Source organism: Pigmentibacter sp. JX0631 (assembly GCF_029873255.1).
GTDB lineage: Bacteria > Bdellovibrionota_B > Oligoflexia > Silvanigrellales > Silvanigrellaceae > Silvanigrella.
Map to the genome: position 1 here is coordinate 644998 of NZ_CP123622.1, position 24058 is coordinate 669055.

Genomic DNA, 24058 nt, shown 5'->3' on the forward strand with positions numbered 1-24058 from the left:
TAAAAAATTAAGAGGTTTTAAATAAAATGCAAATTGAAAATGTTCAAATACCACCATTGAGTGAAAATATTATTGCCTGCCTTTCGTCAATTTATAAAAACGATGTTTCTTATGAATCATTATGCGAAAAAATTTCGAAGGATATGTCATTAATTCAAAAAGTATTTGATATAGCAAATTCTCAACTTTATTCAAAGGGAATAAAAACAAACAACTTAAAAGAAGCAATTATACGGATAGGAATTACAAACCTTACAACAATATTAACATCTGAATATTATAGTCAATATAAAAAAATTGATGGAATTGCTTTTTTTAAATTAAAAGAATTTAATCAGCATTCCATTTTTGTTTCAAAACTTTGTTTTGAAATAGGTAAATCACTTAATTTAGATAGAAAATTTGATTTAATGATTGCAGGTATGTTCCATGATATTGGATTATTAATCAGAGCATTAAGTCAACCTGAAAAAATGGAAATACTAATTGAAAAGTCTAAAAATGATAAAATAAATTTTTATACATCTGAAATAAATATTCAATTATTAACTCATGATCAACTAGGAGCTAATTTACTTGAAAAGTGGGGGTTCAATCGCCAAGTAGTAGATTTAGTAAAACATCATCATACACCAACACAGCATAGAACTTCAAGTATAGATTATTTATCAAAAGAGTTTGATATTCTTGAATTATCTAATCAAATATCGAGTAAATATTCTTTTGGCTTTCATAACAATGATCCTCATGTCAAAATAAGTCAGATTTTACTGGATAAAATTGCTATTTCAAAAAATGGTTTAAACTCTATACTTAAAGATGTTGTTCTTAATTTAAACGTTTTTTCAAATTCTCTATATATATAAGTCCCAAATCACCAGAAATTAATAAAAATTTAATTTTATCGTAAGTGCGTCATCGAAAACATCAGAAATTTTTATTTTACTGCGCTGATAAACAAAATGAAACAATCTTTTTCCTAAGCTCTTCTTGTTTTCTTGATTAATCAACACTTTATTTTCTTTGTTTTCCGCAACACATCTCTTTCTTGATCAGATGGGCTAATAAATCCGTGTCCTTTTTTTTCCTGATCCTGAATAGATTTTTTCTTGAAATTTTTCAGCACATCTTGCAGAAATAATTCGGATTGTAGCTTCTCCTTCGTCTTCATATTCACAGAAGACGAAGAATAGGTAGCGATATTTTTTTGAGTATCCAATGGCTTGGAATATATCTTCTCTTTCACTGTTTTTTTCATCGTATTTAATTTTAATTTTTGGGTCGTTGAAGATGCTTTTGGCTTCTTCGAAGTCGACTCACTGTTCTTTCTTGTTTTTTGCTGCTTTTGCTTCATGCTATTTATGCTTTTCTCATTCATTCATTTAGCTTATTCAGGAATTTTAAATTTCTTTTCAACTAATATTTGCTATATTTACACTTCATTCAAACTAAATTGAAGTAATAAGCCAGAAAAATTAGGGTTCTCCATTTTGCAACCTCAGCAAGAATCGAACTGGCCTTTCCTCAAGCGTTCCTTAAGGTGTTAAAAAACCTTAAAAATTAATGTTTAATTATATCAATATAAACACCTCATGCATGTAACAAATTTGTTTAAATGTAAAGCAATGGAATTGGGACTACAAAAAAATTTTCCCGAATAAGGGGTTTTATATAGGCATCAACGGCAAATAGATACTTATATATAAAATATAGAAAACTATGTGCCGATGAAGATTTTTGTTTCAAAGGCTTTATCGGCTTGGATGAAATGCCATATAATCCTAAAAACAAGGTTTTTAAGAGTTTGTCAGAAACTACTTATCCTGACAATCTTCGTATGTTCGGATAATTACCAAATCACAATTTTTTATACCTTTTGATCTCATTTTTTCGTTTTAACTGTCAAATTTTTTTAATATTTATATATAAATGTAAACTAATAGTTTACATTTCCATACTTTTATTAAATAATTGTAATTGTAAACTAGGAGGAGGGTAGCAAATCTTATGAAAATAAGTGATCTTTTCAAAAACTGGCCTCCAAATACCATAGCAACAAGCAAATGGTTGCAAACTATGGGGATTTCAAGACAATTACTGTATAAATACACTAAGTCTGAATACATCATTAAAGTTGCAAATGGATGCTACAAAAAACAAGGGGAAGAGGTTGATTGGACAGGCGCGCTTTATGCTGTTCAAAAACAGTTAAACCTTAGTATTTATCCATTCGGGTACTCAGCATTGGAACTACATGAATATCGACATCATATTACAATGCAAAATAAAAATATAATTCAACTAAGTGGCGCTAAAGGTGAAGTTCCACCTAAGTGGCTTATAAACGCAGACTTTGGAGTGGAAATTTCGTATAAAACAAGTACATTATTTAGAAAAAAACTACGTAATATTGAGCAACAATTTCGAGGAAATTATCCAATATCAGTGCCAACACCTGAAGTATCAATCCTACAGGTACTTGAAGACGTTAATGATTCTAATTCATTTGAAGATGCTTTGAACATAATGGAAAACCTCATAGGCTTACAGCTTAATCGCATGCAAGAAGCGTTTAATGAATGTAATTCTTACAAAGTTAAAAGGCTCTTCCTGTTCTTAGCAAAATACACATCATTACCCATCCTAAATGATCTGAAATACACGACAGAAGACTTAGGAAATGGAGTTCTACAAATTGTAGAACACGGAAAATATAATCAAGAGTTCAAAATTATGATTCCAAACCAATTTAAAAATAAAGGAGATAATCCCTTTTGAATAAAGAATTTGAAGAACAAACCAAATTAGTGTTATTAGTTTTGCCATTTATAGATAAAGATATATTTGCCCTTAAAGGAGGTACAGCAATAAATTTTTTTTATCAAAATCTACCTCGTCTTTCAGTAGACATTGATTTAACATATTTACCAATTGAGGATAGAGAAACAAGTTTTAAAAAAATCCATCAATCCCTGCATAAACTCCAAAATGAATTAAAAAAGAGAGGGTTTGAGTGTATTTCTGACAAAAAACTTGATGGAAATTCAGAAGTAAAACTCATTGTTTCAAAAGAAAAAATTCAAATCAAAGTAGAACCGAACTTTACTTTAAGAGGGACAGTCCTTGATCCAGAAATGAGAGGGGTATCTAAAAAGATATCAGAATTATATGGATCAACATTAAAAGTAAATTGTCTTAAATATGAAGAAGTATACGCTGGCAAAATTTGTGCAGCACTTGATAGGCAACATCCAAGAGATCTTTTTGACATAAAATTATTATTAGAAGGACAAGGAATAACAAAGAAATTAAAGGACGTCTTTCTGTTCTATCTCATTAGTTCTGCAAGACCCTTTCATGAGCTGCTCTCACCTAAAAAACAACCGATCAAAACCTTATTCGAACAGAAATTTTTAGGGATGAATTTTGAAAAAATAACAATTGAAGATTTAGATGATGCATATAATATATTAGTTAAAAAACTTAAAGAGTTTATAGAAGAAAATGATATTGAGTTGCTACGAACTATTTTACAACTAAACCCAAAATGGCACTTAAGTAAAATTAAAAATATTGAAAATTATCCTAGTATAAAATGGAGAATGCTAAATATTGAAAAAATGTCCGAGGCTAAGAGACAAAAAGAACTGAAAGAACTCAATAGATATCTTTGATAATTGATTAATTTGTATTAGATGGTACTTTATCCAACAATTTTTTCCTGTTTTAAAAAACACTCAATAATGAAATTATCTGAACACGGAGTCTATCTAGACAATGTTACTTCCCACACGTACACTTTCCAAAAACAGGAGGCTCGTCACCATGTCCAAAATATACGCCTGCATTTGGTCCAACGACAAAGCCGCGGAGATGGCTAAATTTTACAAGTCAATCTTCAAAGGAACCAAGATCGGCAAGACTTCTTACTGGGGCAGCAATCCTATGAGAGTCAAAGAGGGTTCCGTATTGACCATACATCTCACCCTTCTGGGTCAAAAAATCATGCTTCTGAACGGATACGCCGAAATGACTTTCAACGAGTCCATTTCGTTCGTCGTACCCTGCAAAACCCAGCGCGAAATTGATACGTACTGGAAGAAACTGACGAGTGATGGAGGCAAACCTGTGCAATGCGGATGGCTGATAGACAAATACGGCATTCGATGGCAGATCACACCGGCTGAATTCGACAAGTGGAACACAAGCAAAAACAAAAAGAAGAAGGAAGCGGTCATGCACGCGATGTGGAAGATGATCAAATTGGACCGCAATAAGCTAAAGGAAGCCTTCGATCGCGCTTAAGAATCAATCACCTCCCCTGACTGGGTTACAGCTTGAAATATTTGCAATGTAAATTTTGGAGAAGGAATTCAACAAGGCAATGAGTTTGTATTTAAAAACATATTTACTGATGGCAAACATTATGGATCCTTTAGATATCTTCCTCATAAACAAGTATTTATGAATCATTGTGATATTGGCAGCGAAATGCGTTTTACACAAATTAAACTTATAACTCTGTTTTGAAAACCACTTTTAAACTTTAAAAATGTATCAAACAAATTTAACTACTTAAAAGTTTCATTTATATTATAATTGACATCATTTATATTCTTCAGTAAAATATTGCTTAATAGAGATAACATATCGAATTAACACATCTTCTTATTGCTTCCAATTGTTGAAAAGCTGTTGTGTAAATATCCTCCTGTAACGGAAGAAGAAGTTGAAAAAGCTTTTTTCCAATGGGATGGGTTCTGAATGATAGGGAAGACCATAAATCAATTCCACCTACTTACTGGTTTATTAGTGAAACCTGTGATGTCAGACTTTTAAAGATAGTCATTAAACCAGTACCAGATACAGATTTTGCATATGTACGAACCGCCTATGATGCAGATGAAGAGGAGATCGTTATTTATGAAAAAAAATCGAAAAGTTTCCGTTCTAACAGATAAGGAAGAAATTAAAAAAGCGGAAGAGTTTTTAAATGACGGCTACCAAGATAAATGGGAAAAAGGTGAACTTGGAAAAAGTTTAGAACACTCTATTGGAGAAAAAGCAAATATAAGTGGCGCTCCAACAACAATTCGTCTTCCGGATTCTTTAAAAATAACAATAGCTACTTTAGCAAGAGAAAAAGGTTTAACCACAAATTCTTATATTAGAATGATTTTAACAGAACATGTAAAACAAAAGAAAAGAGCTTAATTTATTTCTTTTTTATTTTATGAAATATACTAGAATAAATTTTTTAAAAAAATTAATTTGAAAGATCAGGGGTAAAGAGCCATAATTAAAATTAAGTAACAAATTTTAATTTAGGAGTATTTATGTCTGATAACGAAAATATCATTGAAGAGGATAAAACACAAAGTCACCCAATTCTTAAAGATAAAAAAGAAATTACCGAACAAATGAAAGCATGGAAGAATTTTTTAGATAATACAATTGGCTTTGTCTCATTTAACTTTGCAATTTCTTGCTCAGGACTGGAAGGAATAAAATCTCTGCTATGGCCATCTCTTTCAATAGCATTTATTCTCGTTCTCATGTTTAAAACGGACGATATTTTCCCAAAATCAATAATAGATTTAAGAAATAAAAAGAATAAAACAGACGAAGATAAAAAATATTTAATCATATTTGAAAAAAATTTATTTAACTTAGAAAAAGCAGACCTTTTTATAGAAGAAAAAGACAAAATTAAAAAACGTTTTATTAGTTTTTGCAATGACCTAAAAGAAACTCCTCTATATTGGATAGGTTTCATATCTTTATTGGGGGTTCTTTTCTGTAATATTAGAACCTTTAGCATTCATAATTAATTTTCTTTTAAACCTATTTTACAACCCAAAATTGGGACCTTGGGACAATCTTGCGGGGTGTCTTAAGCATATGGCTCAAACGAATAACTCAATGGCGGACCCAGCAAGAATCGAACTGGCTTTGCCGACTTTTTTCTTTTTGCTTCAAATTTCTAGAATTTAAATAACTTAACAATATCAATTTAGACACTTCATACGAGTAACAAACCTGCCAAACTGTAAAGCAATGAATTTGGGACAACAAAATTTTTTTGTGAGTATAGCAATTCTTCTCGGCTTCATCGGCAAATTAATACTTATTTATATAAAATATATACAAGTAGCTGCCGGCAAGAGCAAAAACTCTTCTCAGCATCATCGGCATGGCCGGCAGATAGTTGGATTTTACTTTACTACAAACTTCAAAAATTATGATGTAAATATATTTCAGTTTTTTAAATTATTTTTTTCATATATTTTAAGTATAATTGTTATCATTAAAGTCAATAATTATAAACTACATTATCTTTACTATATAAAATTACTTGTAGAAATTTTAATGATATTTTTTAAATTAAAGCATTTAAAAATGTAAATATGATCAATTTTTTTTCCAATAATAAATAAAAAAAAATATTTTATTATAATTTATATTTTTAAAGTAAATATTATCAAAAAAAATAGATAAAAAAACCTTGTTCATGAATATAAAAAGTTTAATTTTTGGTAACCTATTTAATATTAATTTTACTTTACATTTTTATTTTTAATAAATCTTGAAAATAAAATAAAGCCTTGATAAAATAATAAATTATGCTTATTTATAGCATTATTTCTTCTTAACAGGAGGTTAAATGATCAAAAGTAAAAAAAGTATTACGATAAATTTTTATAAGATAATATGTGAAAAAGGATCTCTATTCGATAGAAATAAAACACTAGAAGAAAATTTTGACTTTTATTTTTCAAAAAATATTAAAAATTTTGGAAAAGAGTACTTTGAAGAAGATAATTCTACTTACGAAATAACATATTTAACTGATAAAATGATCGATTTTATGGGTGCATACTTTGGAACATTTGCTAAATATAGAGACAATAATTTTCCTTATTGCTCAAGTAATAAAAAAATAGAGAAAATTAATACTGATTATATTGTTGAAGAAACATATTTTTTGATAATTCCAAAAAAAGAAATAGTCGTATTTGCAACAAAGAAAGAGATTGGTGGAATAGAAAATTTTTCAAATTATTTAACAAGAAAAACAAGTTTGAGATTTGATATTTTGAGTATTATTAGAAGAGACTCTTTGAAAAATTTTTTGGAAAAAAAAATTGAACCAACTTTTCTTTCTATTAAAATACCTTATCCTGTAAACCCAAAATATTTAAAAGAAATAAAAGAGGATGAAATTGATTTTGGCGAAAATTTATTAGCAATTGCTGATGGAACAGGGTCAAAAGAAGTTAGATTAGTTCTTTCATCACCTAAAAACCCATTGAAAAATACTCTAAATTTTATCGAAAATTTATTTAATACAAAAAACCTACATTTTAAAGAATTAAAAATAAAAATGCCTGAATCTAGCAAAGTTATAGATTTGCTTTTTGATTCGGTTAAATCAAACGTCTCAGTAAACAATACTGGAAAATATCTTGACAGAGATGAAGTTATGAAGTGTATGAAAGAGCAATATAATATACACGAAAAGGATATTTTAATTTATTCTGGAGTTTAGTAATGAAAAAATTTAAATTTAAAATAATTTTAAACAATATTTTTACAAGTATTTTAACTTTAAGTTTTTCATACGCCGGAAAGTTTAGCTTTAATGAATCAAATTTTGAATCTAGATTCTTAAATTTAATGACATTATTCTTAACTCTATTAGGTTTACTATTAGCAACTGTTGGAATAATATTTTCAATTTATAAAGAACCGTCTGTACAATTCCTAGTGCAATCATCTTATTTACAAGATTTATTGTTTTCGATTATAAAAACAATTAAATTTTTAGGATTTACTTCCATTATATTATTCATACTTACGATTATACCATATCAAGAAATTAACAAAATTTATGAGATAAATATTTATTTATTTAAAGATTTAATAGATTTTTGTGCTTTTTTAGGTTTATTTATTACAACAATTTCAGGAATAAATTTATATATAACAATAAAAAAATTTAAAGTTATTATAGAATTTGTAATTAAAACCTCTTAGGGTAAATAAAAAATTTAAATTTTAAGATATTCGAAGGTTTTTTTAATACTAGATTTCATAATTTATAGTACGAAATTTTATAAATAATCATAATCTTAAATTCAAAGTTATAAATTATTTATAAAAACAATATTTTTATTGCCAATTTTATTAAGATTATATACTGTTATTATCAAATAAAAAAAATTAATTTTATTTTATGTAATTTTTATAATTATATACGAATAATAAAAATTCTATTTTAATATATATTGAAATTTATCTTAATAAATTCGAACTTATTTAATAAGAAAATATTCAGTAATATACTAAATAATAAATAATTATATTTTTATCTAATATATTCATATCTTAAAATATTGCCAATATTGTTTTTAATTGAATACAAGTTAAATCTTATAAGCTATAAGATTTAACTTGAAAAAATTATTCCTAAATAATGCTCTAAAATTCCTGTTTTACCAAAGATTTCGTTTTATGAATTAAAAGCTAGAAAAAATGCGAACTAATAAAATTGCGCTTTAGTATAGCAGACTGTCTAAATTGTTTAGTTAAAGAGGCGGTCTGCTCAAAAGTAATACAGTTTTTAGAGTGACAATTTTTGAGATTTATTGAACAGATTCTAATTCTGATCATTTTAAAATTTAAGGATGGCAAAGTAGGATTTATTTACTATTTTTATTTGAACTTATTCAATATTGAACAGATTCTCAATTGTTACCCTATTTAAAATTAAGTCTACTTTTCTAAAGACTAGGCCATTAATATAAGTCCTAGAGAAAGTTTTGTTACCAATGATATGAAAAAATTTATACCTGATCAGAATGAACTCGAGATAAGAACGAGTAGGAAATTTTAAGCAATCAAACAAGCTTTAACGGACTAGCTAAAATGTTTCGTTAAAGAGCTAGTCCGTTAAGTTCATAAAATTTATAATATTTTATCGAACTCCAAATTTATTTCCTTTAAATGAATAAAGTCATAGCAGACCGTCTAAAATAAAGTGTATAAGTGCCAGTCCGCTAAATGTATATAATTTCTAATCTTATTAACCGGTTAATAAAGTATTTTAAAACTATTTTTATACATGTTCAATAAAATCATAGAATACCCTATTTCTATAGTTAAAAAATCAAACCATGAATTATTTATTAATATTAAATAGTTACACTGAATTTTAGCATCAGCATGAAAACACGTGTTTTTAAAGTTTCTCAGTATTTAAAAGAATAACTTTGTCTTTAAATTTTTGAAATTCTTTTAAAAGGGTTGGAAAATATATTCCTTATAATAACAGTACTTTTTTGAATTTTTTTCCATAGTATATCAATTTTATCCTTAAAAAATAAAGAAAAATTTGCAGACCGTCTAAACTCTAAATTTATTCAGACGGTCTGTCACTAAATAATTCAATAATTTTAAATTGTTACAAAGAATATTTTTTCTGGAAGTTTAATTCAATTCAAACAAATTCTTAAACCATCCAAGAAATTAATGAATAAATTAAAAAGCTTAATTAAAGAAACAAGTCCTCTGCAACTTTCACACTTCATAACTAATTTAGACAGTCCGCTCATCCATCTTCATAATTATTTCAGAAGAGAGATTTTTCTCTTCATAAACTTTTTAGGAGCCTTTATGGAATTCACTAGTCATCACCTAAATAAAAAACTTTCCAATGAAAAATTTAAAGAATTGGCCTCTGTGGCCTTAAAGAAAGGAGTTAGAATGTGCGGTAGCATTTGTGCATTAGAACGTAAATCTGGAATTTCAAGACAAACTCTTACTAATATTGCTAAGGGAAAATCATGTTCACATGCCACACGTTTAAAGCTAGAAGCATTTGTTGAAGAAATAGGACAAAAGAAAATCAAACCATTCAAAGGAGCAAAGTTATGAATTTTGCTTCATTTGCTTCCCCTGAATGGGTTAAGGCTCTGCAAATTTGTAATATAGATTTAGGCTATGGCATTAAAGAAGGAAATGAAATTGTCTTTAAAAATATTTTCACTGGTAGCCAAAAGTATCATTCCTTACGATATTTAATTAGGAAACAAGTCTTCATGAACCATTGTGCTAGTGGTTCAGAAATGCATTTGACTCCTGTTAAATTGATTTCTAAATTAACGCAAATTTCAGAAAAAGAAGCTTGGATACTTTTGCAAAAGGAATTAGGGAAGTGGAAAGACTTCCCTAGTCCAACACTTATAAGCTTAAATAAATATAAAAAAGAAAATGTTCCAACTAATTCAAAAAATTATTCTGAATTTAGAACATTTTCTGATTGCATGCAAAATGAATGGTATCAAAGACGTTGCGAACTTTTAACTTTAATTGCCAAAGAATTAGAACTTACAAAAAATAAAAATGCATCCAAGCAAGTATTAGAGTGGTGGGAAAAAAGAGGATTCAATTTAGAATGTGCATTTTATGGCAAAAAATCTTTTGTCTTACTAAATTCCCCTGAACAATTAGAAAAATTAAATTGTGTTCAAAAGTTAACACTTGAAGAAAAATATTTAACAGGAATTTGGAAACCCCATGCCATCACAAATAAACCTTGTTTGCAATGGATTAGTAAAGACTATTTAGCAATGTTCTTTTGCTGGAATTATTTAAATGATCCAAATGGCAATGCAATAGAATATGTTACAGGAATAAGAGCACGGTATACAAACATACAACCAACAAACCAACCAAAAGAAGTTACATTAGGAATAAAACATATTCCTGAATTAGAAGGATTTCCTGCTAGCATTGGTTACTATGGTTTACTTATTCCAAAAGCTTTAGATCATAAAAATACATCATGGTTGCAATACAACGGTTGTGAAAATTTTACTGTTATTTTGACTGAAGGCTGCACAGATATGCTGGCAGGCAGACATTTATTAAAAAGAAGTGATGTTATTTGGGCCACATCAGGACAAATTCAAAGTGCAATGTGGAAAGATAACTTAAGATTAATTCGTAATTGTAAACGACTTATTATTGCTTTTAATAACGACAATAAATCTAAATTAAATACAGGCCAAGAATTAGCCATTAAAACAAAAGAAGCCGCAGAACAATTTGGCATAAAAAATGTAGAACTTTTTCCCATTGAATTATTAGAAAGTTGCAATGATTTAAATGATTTACTCAAAAAAAAGAAAGCCTCTAACAGCAACTTAGAAGCTTTCAAAAACTACTTTTAGGAGGTTTTCATCACAATGCCGCAATATAATATAAGTTATGAAAATAAGCAAGTTGAGAATATTAAAAAATATAGACAAGAAAAAAACCATCATTTGACAAATATTGTTACTGCAAAATCTATTGATGAATTATTAAGAAAAGAAGTTTTAAAATATAAACTAAAAGGGTTTAGTCAATTAAGAATAACTGAATATATATTTCAAAACTCTTTAAAAAACTTATATTACTATGAAAGTAATAAAGAACACCCAACAAAACGCATTCGTTTTCATAAAGAGCATATTTTAAATACAATTAGCGTTATGGATCATGAAATTGCATTTCAAAATTTAGAAGAAATTAAAAAGAAAATTCAATATAAAGGCTCAAGTTATCAAACTTCTTTAGCTATATTTACTAAGTTTATATTACCAGCTTTAAATCATGACAGTCAAAATAATCCCGAAATAATTGCTAAAGTAATAATGCATTTTATTTGGCAAGTAAAAAGAAAAATGAATGCCTTAAAAGTTCAAAATCACTTATGTCCTATATTTATCAATGTTCATCAGGGTGTAGGTAAGACAGAGTTTGTTAAAAACTTATGCAAACCATTTAGTCAATTTGGTTCCTTCTTTTTAAATAAAAGTGTTGGAGAAATTGTTGACTCAAGAGAAATTGCCTCTAACTTAGAACGCAATATTTTATTTTTAGATGAACTTGCCCAAGCTGAAAAAAGTGACATCAGTTATTTAAAAAATATTATTACGACAGAAACCTTATCTCCAAGAATTTTAGGCTCTAATAAAACCATACATGTTGAAAATAAATCTACTTTTATTGCAACTGCAAATGTTTTAAATTTAGCAGAGAAAATTAAAGATGATACTGGAAACAGACGTTTCTTTCCTATTGAAGTAAAATCATTTAAAGAAATAAGCGTTCCCTATTATGCTTTAGAAAATTTAAATTATTTAACTGAAAATGAAAAAAGAGATGGTTATTTATATCCTTTAAATTTTGATGGTACTTGGCTATGGACCCTAGTTGATGAAAACTGGAAATGTTTTTTATCCTTAGAAGAAATTGCAGCCATTCAAAAGAAACACACTGTTTTAACTGACGTTGATGAATTTATTGAAATTTTTAATATATCGATAGATAAAAATAGTTCAGCTATTTTAATTTCAGACTTATTTTATGTGTTTAAAAAGATATTTCCAAAAAGTAAATTCGACCAAATTAAAAGCTTTTCAAATGAAATGACGAAACGGTTTAATGAAGCCAAAGTTAATAATGCAGGACAAAGGAAAAAACATACAGGTTTTCAGTTATCTATAAATGAAACATTTAATGGCTATTTATATTAACATATTTAATTTACAACTTACTTAAGTAAAAGGAATTACAAAGTATGCATCAAAGTACTAATAGATTAGCAGGCATTCGTTTTTTACAACGCATCAATAAATGGGAAGCGAGGGTTTCTGTTCAGGGGGAGCACTATTCAAAGACTTTTATTAAACAAGAGGATGCCATACATTGGCGAGAGCTCATGCTAAAACCTTCTGTTAATTTAGTTCCAACCTGTGAAACTTTATTTCCACAATGGCTTGAAAATCCGTTTGGTGCTTATTCTCCTCAAACACTTTTTATCTATGAACAAAATGTAAGATTATACTTGGATAAAGCCTTTGGACATTTGAAACCTGAAGAAATAACAGAACAAGCCATTTTAACGTTTGTTTTAAATTTAGCTAGCTCTACTACCAACCAAGGCAAAAAACGCTCTCTAAAGTCCATTAAAAACATTGTTGGTTGTTTCAGTTCATTTTTAGATTGGTGTTGTTTTAAAAGTTACTTAGAAGATAACCCTTTGAAACGTTCTAAAGTGAAAAATAACTTAAGTATTTTTTATAAGAAAAATCGGTTAGAAAATAATCAAGCAAATACAATAAAGAAAAAAGCTCTTACCAAAGAAGAAGCTAAATTACTCATAGCCCAAGCTTACAAACGAGGATTGCAAACAGGACTGATTATAGAATTTTTAATTTATACAGGATTAAGAATTGGAGAAGCCGCAGCTCTTACATGGGGTGATCTAAATTATTTAAAAACAGATAACCTTGGCACTGTTTCTTTATTTATTACGATTGATAAAACCATGAACCACCGCACGAAAAGCATTCAACGCTCTGCAAAATGTGGTTCTAATGGGCAAGTAGAAATTTCTTATTCCATTGCACTAAAGTTAGAACAGTGGAAAAAAATAGCTTCTGAATATGGCTATCCTATTTCTAGCTTAGACTTTCTATTTCCTTTTGTTGCTCAAAGTCCTAAAGACTTTTCTGCTCTAATTTCTTCCTTAGCTAGAAAAGCAAATATCAAACACGTTACTGCTCACGGGCTTAGACATACAACAATTACTTTCTTAGCAAGTTCAGGCCATTCTATGCAAGTAGTTCAAAAAATAGCTCGGCATAAAACTTCTGATATGACGACTGCATATTTTGATGCAACCCAACTTCCTGTTACTGGTGTTACTGCTAGTATTGAAGGGATTTTGGGGTGAGGGAAAATTAAGATTTGCTTTGATTTTAAGACTTTAAATTTTCAAAAGAAAGATGTGAAGAAACAACTTTGAATATAATTTCGTAATCATTATTTTATAGTGTAATGAATTATAATATAAAATTCGACTTAATTTAATCTTATGACAAGTAAATTTATCTAATAAAATGAAAATAAATAAAATATTCCACAAGGTTTATTAAACTACTTAAATTTATTCAACTTTCCATATTTGAAAAAGCTTTCTTCTTCTAATTTTTTCAATAAGTCTTGAGCTTCTTTATCATTAAGACTTGCTATAAAATCAAGTATAACCTCTTCTGCTTTTGTTTCACTTTTTTTAATTTCTTCTAAAAGCATTTTTCTAAAACTTATAGGAAGAAATGCAGATACTTTTATAATATCATCTTTTGAATATGTATCTGGTACTAAGATATCAATTAATCTACTTACAACATGAGACGCTAATGTGTTATCATTTAGTATTCGTGCAGAATTAAATATCTTATTATTCATCTCTTTTTTAAACTTTTTAATTTTTTCACCATTCTTCTTACTCTTATCTAAGTTAAAGTATAAAAAATTTCCAAATTCGGATTTTTCTTCAGATCGATATTTTAACATCGAATAATAAAAAAATATTTCATCTAACTTATTTAGAAAACTTACTTGATTTATAAATTTTTTTTTAGAATTTTCTTTGAATTTAAAATTAAAAGTTTTAAGTATTTGTTTTTTAGCTAATCTTCCAGAAATACAATCTAAAAAATTATCAATACAATTCTTTAATAAAAATCTAATCACATAAGTTTTTAATTTGCTAAATGAAGATTTTTCTTCGCATTCAGAAAACAATTCATTTATGTATTTTTTGATCGCATCATCATCTTTACATGAGCAATTATTTTTTTTAAATTTTTTATATATTTTATTATCTATCTTATAGTCATTGTCATAAAATTTAAAATCCAATTCTTCAAATAATTCTATTATATCATTACGTTCTAAAATTCCTTCATTGATAGCATCTTCTAAATCTGCGGATAGATAACTAATATCATCTGCTGCCTCCATAATATAAGCTAAAGGATGACGTAGATAAATTTTTCCATCACAATTGCGAATATTTTTGTCCTCTTTTTCTATAGACTTTATTTTTCCTATATATAGACTAATAATATCATGTTTTTTTATATCAGAATTCGATTCGACTACTGAATCATATAATTTTTTAAATTCTTTATAACTAATATATGTTTCTGTATCTTTAGAGACACCAATTATTTTGCTGGTTTCATCCGAATTAAAGACAAAATTATCAAAAGGACCGCCTGGCTTATGTTTAAGAACTGCATCAAGTACTGCAGTGTTTACTTCTATATTATTAATTTTACCCACCGATCCAATATTACAAAGTATTCTAATATTTTGAATATTAGAATCAAATACTCTTCTAAATTTAATACTTTTTTGAAGTTCTTTTTCTCCGGCATGAGCAAAAGGAGGATGACCTATATCGTGAGATAAACAACAACACTCTAATATTTTTTCAATAGAAACACCCCTATCATATCGTTTCCAATATTCTGCATTTTTTATTGTTGTATCTACTTTTTCAAATAATTTATTATTACATAATAATTCATAATATATTTGCCTCCAAATTTGAAGAGCTATGTTATAAACCTCAAGAGAGTGAGATAATCTATTTCTATTAGTTCCTTTTTCTGTTGAATATACTTGCGTTTTATCATATAACTTACGAAATTCAGATAAGTAAATTATCGATCCAAAGTCACGATCAAATGGAGTTCTTTTGTATTTATAATCATTATTATTGCTTTTGCTTGTATGGTATTTATATTTAGTACCTAACCAAGTTATATTTTTTGTATTAGACAATTATAAACTCCATTTAAATATTCCATCACTTCGGAAAATTATAATACTAATTGAATTCTGTTTATTTGTAATTTAATAAAATACCATATCGCATAAAAAAAATTATATAAATCACTAATTTTATTTATAAATTTCGAATTATAAAGTGTCAAAATTTCATTAATAGAGAACTATTATCTTTAGTAATGACCAAAATACTTAAAATTTAAGAGAAAATTTCTGTTAACGAGTTGTTCAAATATTATAGTATCTATTTAATTTTCTTTATAATCATCATTGAAGTTTTCGATTTGAGATATTTCTTGATTTCTTCTAGAAATCCCCCAAAATGGGATGAATAAAAGTATAAATAAAGTTAAGCATTGCAAAATTGATACAAAAATTAAAAATATAAATCCAATATATTTTAAGTATAATTTTATCAGATCAGCAGTAACTATATCTTTTAAGATTGGTGATAACATTATAAATAGCGTGAGAGAAATTAAAATAAAAATCGATATTAATATTGGTGGTATAAAGAAGTTAAGCAACTCTTCATCTTTATTTTTCAGTTCTTTTAAATTATTATTAGTATTATTACTTATCCTTTTTTGTAAAATAACATTTTTAAAAGATTCTGGTGAAACAATAGATAACCATACTCCCCAAATACCAAAAATAATTGCAGCTATTGCTTGCAAAGATGACGCAATAGCCTGTTGTGAGTTGTAAGGAATTACAATTGAATAATATAATGCAATTATTAAAATAATAAGAGAAATTATTATAGAAAGTAAAAAAAGTTTAAATGAGATACTTATATAATGATGCATTTTAATCTCCTAGTCTAGGATTTTCAAACTCATCTATATTTTTAATAATAAAACTTTGAATTTCTGTCAAAGATAAAAGTTTATCCTCATCAAAATCAAATGGACAAGTAATTTTATAAACTTTATTTAATGAGTACCAGTTACTTTTCCCATTTAAACATACTTCAAAATTTAAAGAGCTTCCTTTACTATTGTCCACTTTATTTAACATTAATTCAAGATCTTCTTTATTTATAGGGGATTTTATTTGTATTTTCAATTCCTTAACATGTTCACTTGTTTTTGAAGAGCCTGTAAGAAAATTCCAAGTAAGATTTTTTATTTGTGTTAATAAGCTTTGTCTTCCCTCAAATAAAGTCCTAGTTATTCTAGATTTTAATGCTAATTGTCTTATATTATTGACATTATTAAGCAAAAACTCTTTATTATCCCCTTTGGGATGAATTATCGTTTTTACACACGCCTGAACCCCATGAACTTCCTCCATTCCTTGAGATTTTCTATATTTAATTGAAATATTATCTCGATTACCTTCTAAAAACTCAATTTTTACATGCTTAGACCATTTATACGAAATGAAGTCTAAAAGAAATTCCTCTAATAAACTGATACCTAAAGATTTGCAGTTAGATGGTTTTATGACTGCTATTACATTTAAATTTGTATCAATCCAGAAGTAACCTGGAATACCAGGAATTATATTTTGATCAATTTGTTGTATTTCTGGAGCTGTCTCTCCTGCAATTGCATTTTTATCTAAAGAATATAATTTGCCAGAATTGCTTGAATTAAATTCTTGCCATAACATCATTGTAAAGCAATTATTATGATTTAATATTCCATTACAATATATATTGGATTCTTTATCTATGATCTTTGTAGTAGATAGAGAACGTTTATTTAGCCAGTTAACCAAATCTATAAATGCTTCTTTTTGTTCTCCAAACATAAATTCTTTATGTTTTCCATTTCGAATATAGTACCCAAATTTTTTAAATTTATAAAAAAAAATTCTGAAATCTTTCACAATAAATCCTTTATTGTTTTTACCTCTTTTAGATAAAAATGATTGTTATTTAAGCAATAACAGACAACTGTTGTTTTCCAATAAACCAATAATACAGAGAAAATAATAATTAGTAAAATCTTGTGAGTAGCTAATTTTGGCTCAAAAATAACAATTTAATTAATTGAAGAATTTCTAATTATAGATTTCTATATTTTAAAAACAAAAATGCTAAAATATCATACAAAATTTATACGATTTTTGTGTGATTTGCTTATATGAATAATAAATCCCCATTTGATCTTCCCCGTCCAACATGTAAAATAACGTCAGGTTTGATACAAAAAAAGAGGAAGACACATAGCTCGTGCTTCCCCTTAAAATCAAATTACCTGATGTTATTTGATAATTAAATAATACATAAAGTAAGCAAGATTACAAGCTTACTTACAGGTTTGTTTCAAAATGAGGTGTCTTTTTTCAACAAAAGGACATTTTTATTATGACAAAACAACAAGCAAATTTAATTGGAATTCGTTTTATCCCACGTATTAACAAATGGGAAGCAAGAGCTGCTGTTAAAGGAACACATTATTCCAAAACATTTTTAAATAAAGACGATGCTATTTTTTGGCGAACACAGTTGTTACAACCAACTTCGGTTATTGTTGCAACATGTGAATTGTTATTTGATAGTTGGTTGAATAATCCATTTGGGTTTTATTCGCCACAAACCTTATTTATTTATAAACAAAATGTAAGGTTGTATTTGTTACCAGTATTTGGAAGTTTAAAGCCTACCGAAATTGATGAAAATTTAATTTTATCTTTTGCCATAAAGCTTGCTGAAACAAAAACGGTCCAAGGAAAAGCTCGTTCCCTTAAAACGGTACGAAACATCATTGGTACGTTAAGCACTTTTTTTGAATGGTGTTGTTTGAAAAATTATTTACAAACCAACCCAGCCAAAGAACCACGTGTCGTTCAGAACATGGCTCGTTTTTTTAAACACCAACGTTTAGAGCAAAAGTTTTCAACCAACATTAAAAAGAAAGCATTAACCAAAGAGGAAGCTAAAAAACTTATATTGCAAGGATATGAGCGTAACTTTCAGACAGGGTTTATTATTGAATTTTTAATTTACACAGGGTTGAGAATGGGAGAAGTTGCCGCATTAACATGGGGTGATTTGGAGTATTTAGAAACCAATCCGCAAGGAAGTGCTTCTTTATTTGTTGTCATTCAAAAAACCATGAACCATCGCACCCGTGAGGTACAACTCAATGCCAAATGTGGTTCTAATGGACATGTGGAATTGTCGAATGTCATTGCAAATAAAATAGTCGAGTGGCATAGCATTGCGAAAAGTTTAAGTTACAGCGTTGAAAAAACGGCTGCATTATTTCCTTTAGCAAGTAAAAACCCTTTAGAGTTTTCTAAATTAATTTCAAATTTATCTCTGAAAGCTGGCATTCGTCACGTCAGTGCCCATGGCTTAAGGCATACAACCATTACATTTTTAGCGAGTTCGGGGCATTCGTTACAAGTAGTTCAAAAAATAGCAAGACATAAAACCGCAGATATGACGACGGCCTATTTTGATGCAACACAATTGCCAGTAACTGGAGTCACTTCTAGTATTGATAAATTGCTTGCTTAAAAAACGGCTTAAATTTTCACCACAATTCACCCAAACACCCCCATCCCCTGACAAAGTAAAATATTGAACCTAGTCAGGGGGAGGTTTTGCCGGCGTGCCGGCGAGTGCCGATGAAAATTTTTGCCCTTCTCGGCACACTTTTTTCTTACGGAGAGTAAGAAAAAATGCCATTTGCCGATGAAGCCGAGAAAAAATCTCACTCGATACGCACAAATTTTTTCAATTTTAAGAAATTTGGACTGTCCCAACCAAAAATTGGGATTCCCTGTTGGGACTATCTTGCAGGGAAAGAATAAAGCAGGAAAATAAAGGTTATCCCTATGGCGGACCCAGCAAGAATCGAACTTGCGCTTCAGGCTTCGGAGGCCTACGTGATATCCACTTCACCATGGGTCCAATCAGGAAAATACTTAAAAGTATTGTGGCACATAAGCCTTGCAACAATGCCATACTAAAGTCAAGTTATTGAATTGGAGTATTTTTATCTTCACTTTTAGAGAGATAAGCGTTCACATAGGGTTCAACGTGAAAGACCCCTTGGGAGTTTAAGTAGTCTACGGTCTTTCGTCCAATTTGGGAAAACACAGGTCCTGCAAGCATAGCACCGTATGCTGGACGTACCTTTACTTCATCAATAACAACCACAATGGCAAGTTTAGGATTATTTGCAGGTATAATTCCTTGATAAACAGCAGTACGTTCGGAATAAGCTTTATCTTTATTTGACCAAATTTGTGCCGTACCTGTTTTTCCACCCACTAAAATACCTGGAATTCTTCCCGCGTTACTTTGTTCAATGACATTGCCCATCATTTCGGAAATTGTTTTACTAGTATCTTTGCGAATAAATTGAATAGGTGGCCCTACAAAGTTTTTTTCTTGTTCCAAGTCTTTTGCTAAAATATTCATTCCTTTATCTTGTCCACCGCCCACCATGATAGTAACAGCGTGAGCCAATTGCAGAGGTGAAATTGCAAAACCTTGACCGAAAGACATGTTTGCAAAACGCATTTCACTCCAAGATTCTGGTTTATGAATTCGTCCTTTCCATTCACCTGGGAAACCAAGTCCGGGAGATCTGCCAAAACCAACTTTCATCAAAGATTCATAAAAACGTTCCCGTCCTGCTTTTAAGGAAATTTTATACATTCCCACGTTGCTACTATAACGTAACACTCCTTGTGTATCTAAATTAAAATTCACAGGATGGTCATCATGAATGACTCCCCCTGGAACATTCATTGCCCCACCACGCACATCAAAAATAGTTTCGGGTTGAATAATTCCTAAATCCAAAGCCCTTGCAATCCACATAGGTTTAGAGGCCGAACCAAGTTCAATTGCATCCATAACTGGTCTAAAACGTTTGGCTTCGGGATCATTTACAGGAGGATTATTCAAGTCATAAGTAGGATAACTCGCAATAGCTAGCAACTCACCAGTAGTAACATCGATAACTACGGCGCTTCCCCCTTTTGCTTTTGCTTTTATCACTCCATCTTTTAAGGCATTTTGGGTAAATTGTTGAATAGAAATATCAATTGAAAGACGAAGATTAGGTAACATTTGCGCCGGTTTTGAAGCATCGTTTGCTTTATTAATTACAACTCGGCCACGCGCATCACGTTTCGCATCGACCTTAACAGGCTTTTCAGTTAAGCGAGAATTATAAATTTTTTCCACACCTTCCAAACCAACTCCATCGGCTCCTACAAATCCAATTAATTGTGCAGCAATATCTTTTTCAGGATAAATACGTTTTGGTTCTTCAACGGTATCAATAAAATTTTTCCATTTTTTTAAGGAACCTAACGAAACTAATTCATTGTTAGTCATTTGTCTTTTCAACCAGACAAAGTTTCTTTTATCATTGCGTAAATTTAATAACTCTTTGAAGGGAACTTGAATTTGCTTTGCGACAATTTTTAAAGTTTCTTCATCTTGTGGCATTTTTTTTGTCAAAATATATAAACTGGTACTGGAAACGCTAACAGCCAATACTTTTCCATTTCTGTCAGTTATTGTTGCTCTTGGTTTAGACAAAGTGACACTTGTTTCTAGCTGTTTAGAGCCTTTTGCCACTAATTTTGCCCGTAAATCTGTCGGCAAAACAGTTAACCAAGCATATCTTACCAATATAGCTAAAATTACTGTAAGAAAGATCAGGCTCATCGCCATTGCACGTTTTTGAAAATTGTAATTTATTTTTACTTTTCGCGGATCAAAATAGTCTCGTATTTTTTCCCAGATAGATTTATTATAATATTTTTGCTTCATAATATATCACCCTATACTAATGAAATGAATAATTATTTTACAGTCTAATTTTAGAATGTATGTTTTGGATCAAAAGAAATGAAAACAAAAACATAAAGCTCATTTGGTATCCTTGAGCCAAGATCATATATAGTAAGCAAAGAAGAGAATTGCAATATTGCTGAATGAGTTTGATGCTTCAAACAATAAAATCGCAAGAAAAAAATATACTAGCTTAAATAGTTGTATTAATACAATTTTAATAACAAGTTAACGATTTGGTCATATGTAATTTTATATATTGCACTAGGGTTTTTATTATCTAGGGCTAAAACTTACATGTTTTTAAAAAAATTATTTGCATTTGATCAAGCAAAATTCCAAGCAAACAATCCTTTTGCAAGAAGATCTCAAGAAGAAAAGTTTCTCCATGAGAATTTTAAAAATGGTTTATGTCTTGGATATACAGCTTTATTTGCTAAATATTTAAGTGATGAATGGAATAAAAAAAATATACCCATAGGTCATTTTAATTTATATACAAATGACTACAGTTATTATCCCTATTTACAAAGTGTCATGTTAACACAATCCCATGTAAATCAAAAATTAGATATCAATCTAATGATTGAAAGAAAAAATTTACAAGAATCAAGAGACGCTGCTCCTAATTTTGCAGAAAAAAAACAAAATAGAGAAAAATTAAAACTTCTGAACAATAAAATAAATGATACTCATTATATAAAAGAAGTTGAAGATAGCTATAAAAATAATCACAATTCTAAATTTATAAATAAAAATAATGATTCGGATAATTTACTCGAAAGTGAATTTGATATTTTACAAAACATTTTTAAAAATCAATTTTATGAATATTTATATTCCAAAAAGTATGAATTTCAAGCCAAAGATTTTTCTAGTGATATAAAAAATGAATTAAATTATTTTAGAAATCAAGCAAAAAAATTTGTTATTATCAAACCAATTACAATTACTATAAGTTTATTAAAACACAGTATTTGTATCGCTGTTATGAAAGAAAAATCTTCTTTTTTCTCAGAAAAAATTTATTTTTTTGACTCCAACTTTGGCTTATATCAGTACATAGGACATATAGATTTTTTCCCAAAAATATTTCACAATTATATTAAAAATAGTTATGGGAAAATTATTGATAAAGAAGAAATTTATGACATGTTTTTTTTGCATTCATTTGTATTAAAAAGTCCAGTTTAAACATTTTAAATTGTCTTAGTCTATTTGTATTTTTATTATTTAAATTTCCATTTTTGTTGAGGTTCATCAACACAATCCCAAACTTGGACATTTGTACCATTTGTTGAGATAGCACCTCTGACATCTAAACACTTGCCAGAAATTCCACGCAATAACCCATTATCCATTAATGTCCATTTTTGTTGTGGGACATTCACACAATCCCAAATTTGCACTGCCGTTCCATTAGTGTCAGATCCGCCGCGGACATCTAAACATTTTCCACCAAGTCCTTGTAAATATCCTTCATTAGTCAGTTTCCATTCTTGTTGCGGAGCGTTTACACAATCCCAAATTTGCACATCGGTACCATTATTCGCTTGCGCACCTCTTACATCTAAACACTTACCCCCCAATCCTTGAATTTTTCCATTTCTATTTTTAACTGCAGAAATAGAATACATCCGATATCCCCAAGTTGTGTAATCAGTATTTACTTCACACGTATTTGGATCTGCTCCTCCATTAGGTTGTGATGGGCGTGGATATTTACACATATCAAATGCAGCATATTGTAAAAAAGAATTCCATTTTATATTGCGATCATTGTTTGTTAAATTAACAGGAAGAGAAGAAATATTGTAGCCCCGATAAATTTTATAATTTATATCTTTATTACTTGCATGCAAAGCTTCTAGGGTAAAAAGTGCTGAATGCTTATGATCTGAATGATCATTTCCGTAAATTCCAGTACTATCTAAAGTCCTTACAATGTTTGGCGAGTAATCTTTAATTAATTTTGTTAATACTTCGATTAATTGTTCTCTTGAATAACTCTCAAATTGTTGTGGTTGACAAAAATTGCTTGCATTAACTTTTGGAATAAAAGATGATTCATGTTTCCATAATTTTTCAAGCGAAGTATTACAAGTTTCTGAATAACCTGTACCAGAAGGATTTCCATCTGGTAATCGCATATAGATAATTGTTACATTAGGAGCATCTCTTAAAGTATATAGATCTAAATTTTTTCCTAAGACATTTATTTTTTGCGCTGTCCAAACATTCGCTACTCCCGCCATTTTTGCATAAGCTGCTTGGGTACCAAGTTCTCTTAATTGCCAATGATAAACAAGAACCCCTGGAGCATTTAAGCTTAAGTAACCATCATTCCAATGAATTAAACCAGCATCACCTGAAGTAACATACACAGTCTGAACTTTATGACCAGCTTTAATTGCATTTTCCATATCGGGATTCATAAATAAAAAATCATCATCTTGATGAGAAACTATCTGCATATCTTTTGCTTCTAATGCATTGACTGAGCAACAAATTAATACTGAACTTAAAACAGATAATTTTATTTTTCTTAAAAAAGAAATCATAACTTCTCCCAATTAGATATAAAATTTTAAC

Annotated in this window: 21 protein-coding genes and 1 tRNA gene; 15 read left to right on the forward strand and 7 right to left on the reverse strand. The window is 28.9% G+C overall.

Annotation, left to right across the window (positions count from 1 at the left end):
* Positions 1-26: 26 nt before the first annotated feature.
* Positions 27-866: an HDOD domain-containing protein gene (locus QEJ31_RS02710; RefSeq protein WP_280592256.1), complete on the forward strand. Its 840-nt coding sequence runs from the start codon at positions 27-29 to the stop codon at positions 864-866.
* 140 nt (positions 867-1006) lie between these two features.
* On the opposite strand, the gene QEJ31_RS02715 is transcribed toward QEJ31_RS02710, so the two are convergent.
* Positions 1007-1354: a hypothetical protein gene (locus QEJ31_RS02715; RefSeq protein ID WP_280592257.1), complete on the reverse strand. Its 348-nt coding sequence runs from the start codon at positions 1352-1354 to the stop codon at positions 1007-1009.
* A 653-nt stretch (positions 1355-2007) separates the two neighbouring features.
* Here QEJ31_RS02715 and QEJ31_RS02720 point away from each other — a divergent pair.
* The 12 genes from QEJ31_RS02720 to QEJ31_RS02775 all read left to right on the forward strand — a co-directional run bounded on the left by QEJ31_RS02720 (position 2008) and on the right by QEJ31_RS02775 (position 13786).
* Positions 2008-2778: a type IV toxin-antitoxin system AbiEi family antitoxin domain-containing protein gene (locus QEJ31_RS02720; RefSeq protein ID WP_280592258.1), complete on the forward strand. Its 771-nt coding sequence runs from the start codon at positions 2008-2010 to the stop codon at positions 2776-2778.
* Entirely contained in the window at positions 2775-3674 is a 900-nt protein-coding gene (locus QEJ31_RS02725; protein ID WP_280592259.1) for a nucleotidyl transferase AbiEii/AbiGii toxin family protein, read from the forward strand. Before QEJ31_RS02720 ends, QEJ31_RS02725 begins: the two co-directional genes overlap by 4 nt.
* Before the next feature lie 151 nt (positions 3675-3825).
* Positions 3826-4305: a VOC family protein gene (locus QEJ31_RS02730; RefSeq protein WP_280592260.1), complete on the forward strand. Its 480-nt coding sequence runs from the start codon at positions 3826-3828 to the stop codon at positions 4303-4305.
* 443 nt (positions 4306-4748) lie between these two features.
* Positions 4749-4961: a hypothetical protein gene (locus tag QEJ31_RS02735; RefSeq protein WP_280592261.1), complete on the forward strand. Its 213-nt coding sequence runs from the start codon at positions 4749-4751 to the stop codon at positions 4959-4961.
* On the forward strand, positions 4924-5214 hold the full coding sequence (locus QEJ31_RS02740; RefSeq protein WP_280592262.1) for a hypothetical protein: 291 nt from the start codon (positions 4924-4926) through the stop codon (positions 5212-5214). Before QEJ31_RS02735 ends, QEJ31_RS02740 begins: the two co-directional genes overlap by 38 nt.
* 122 nt (positions 5215-5336) lie before the next feature.
* Positions 5337-5831 carry a hypothetical protein gene (locus QEJ31_RS02745; protein WP_280592263.1) on the forward strand — a complete coding sequence of 165 codons (495 nt, stop codon included), beginning with the start codon at positions 5337-5339 and terminating at the stop codon, positions 5829-5831.
* A gap of 833 nt (positions 5832-6664) precedes the next feature.
* Positions 6665-7549, forward strand: coding sequence for a hypothetical protein (locus tag QEJ31_RS02750; RefSeq protein ID WP_280592264.1), 885 nt, complete (start codon positions 6665-6667; stop codon positions 7547-7549).
* Between the two features lie 2 nt (positions 7550-7551).
* The gene (locus QEJ31_RS02755) at positions 7552-8037 is read left to right on the forward strand and encodes a hypothetical protein (protein WP_280592265.1); all 486 of its coding nucleotides are present in this window, start codon (positions 7552-7554) and stop codon (positions 8035-8037) included.
* 1638 nt (positions 8038-9675) lie between these two features.
* The gene (locus QEJ31_RS02760; RefSeq protein ID WP_280592266.1) at positions 9676-9936 is read left to right on the forward strand and encodes a hypothetical protein; all 261 of its coding nucleotides are present in this window, start codon (positions 9676-9678) and stop codon (positions 9934-9936) included.
* Positions 9933-11234, forward strand: coding sequence for a toprim domain-containing protein (locus tag QEJ31_RS02765; RefSeq protein ID WP_280592267.1), 1302 nt, complete (start codon positions 9933-9935; stop codon positions 11232-11234). Before QEJ31_RS02760 ends, QEJ31_RS02765 begins: the two co-directional genes overlap by 4 nt.
* A 15-nt stretch (positions 11235-11249) precedes the next feature.
* A complete protein-coding gene (locus QEJ31_RS02770; protein WP_280592268.1) occupies positions 11250-12584 on the forward strand; it encodes a VapE domain-containing protein in 1335 nt (444 codons plus the stop codon).
* 44 nt (positions 12585-12628) lie between these two features.
* Positions 12629-13786, forward strand: a complete 1158-nt coding sequence (locus tag QEJ31_RS02775) for a site-specific integrase (protein WP_280592269.1) — start codon at positions 12629-12631, stop codon at positions 13784-13786.
* Positions 13787-13989: 203 nt separating this feature from the next.
* Here QEJ31_RS02775 and dgt read toward each other — a convergent pair whose 3' ends face one another.
* The 3 genes from dgt to QEJ31_RS02790 all read right to left on the reverse strand — a co-directional run bounded on the left by dgt (position 13990) and on the right by QEJ31_RS02790 (position 17529).
* A complete protein-coding gene (gene dgt / locus QEJ31_RS02780; RefSeq protein WP_280592270.1) occupies positions 13990-15687 on the reverse strand; it encodes a dGTP triphosphohydrolase in 1698 nt (565 codons plus the stop codon).
* Positions 15688-15941: 254 nt separating this feature from the next.
* A complete protein-coding gene (locus QEJ31_RS02785) occupies positions 15942-16502 on the reverse strand; it encodes a hypothetical protein (RefSeq protein WP_280592271.1) in 561 nt (186 codons plus the stop codon).
* Position 16503: 1 nt separating this feature from the next.
* Positions 16504-17529: a hypothetical protein gene (locus QEJ31_RS02790; RefSeq protein ID WP_280592272.1), complete on the reverse strand. Its 1026-nt coding sequence runs from the start codon at positions 17527-17529 to the stop codon at positions 16504-16506.
* Between the two features lie 481 nt (positions 17530-18010).
* Here QEJ31_RS02790 and QEJ31_RS02795 point away from each other — a divergent pair, with 481 nt between their 5' ends.
* Positions 18011-19168 carry a tyrosine-type recombinase/integrase gene (locus QEJ31_RS02795; RefSeq protein WP_280592273.1) on the forward strand — a complete coding sequence of 386 codons (1158 nt, stop codon included), beginning with the start codon at positions 18011-18013 and terminating at the stop codon, positions 19166-19168.
* Between the two features lie 321 nt (positions 19169-19489).
* On the opposite strand, the gene QEJ31_RS02800 is transcribed toward QEJ31_RS02795, so the two are convergent.
* Positions 19490-19564: transfer RNA gene (locus QEJ31_RS02800), tRNA-Arg, on the reverse strand.
* Positions 19565-19630: 66 nt separating this feature from the next.
* Complete coding sequence (locus QEJ31_RS02805) at positions 19631-21445, reverse strand: penicillin-binding protein 2 (RefSeq protein ID WP_280592274.1); 1815 nt, start codon at positions 21443-21445, stop codon at positions 19631-19633.
* Positions 21446-21763: 318 nt separating this feature from the next.
* On the opposite strand from QEJ31_RS02805, the gene QEJ31_RS02810 reads away from it, so the two are divergent.
* Complete coding sequence (locus QEJ31_RS02810; protein WP_280592275.1) at positions 21764-22660, forward strand: hypothetical protein; 897 nt, start codon at positions 21764-21766, stop codon at positions 22658-22660.
* A 35-nt stretch (positions 22661-22695) separates the two neighbouring features.
* Here the strand turns inward: QEJ31_RS02810 and QEJ31_RS02815 are convergent, their stop codons facing one another.
* The gene (locus QEJ31_RS02815; protein WP_280592276.1) at positions 22696-24027 is read right to left on the reverse strand and encodes a ricin-type beta-trefoil lectin domain protein; all 1332 of its coding nucleotides are present in this window, start codon (positions 24025-24027) and stop codon (positions 22696-22698) included.
* Positions 24028-24058: the final 31 nt, after the last annotated feature.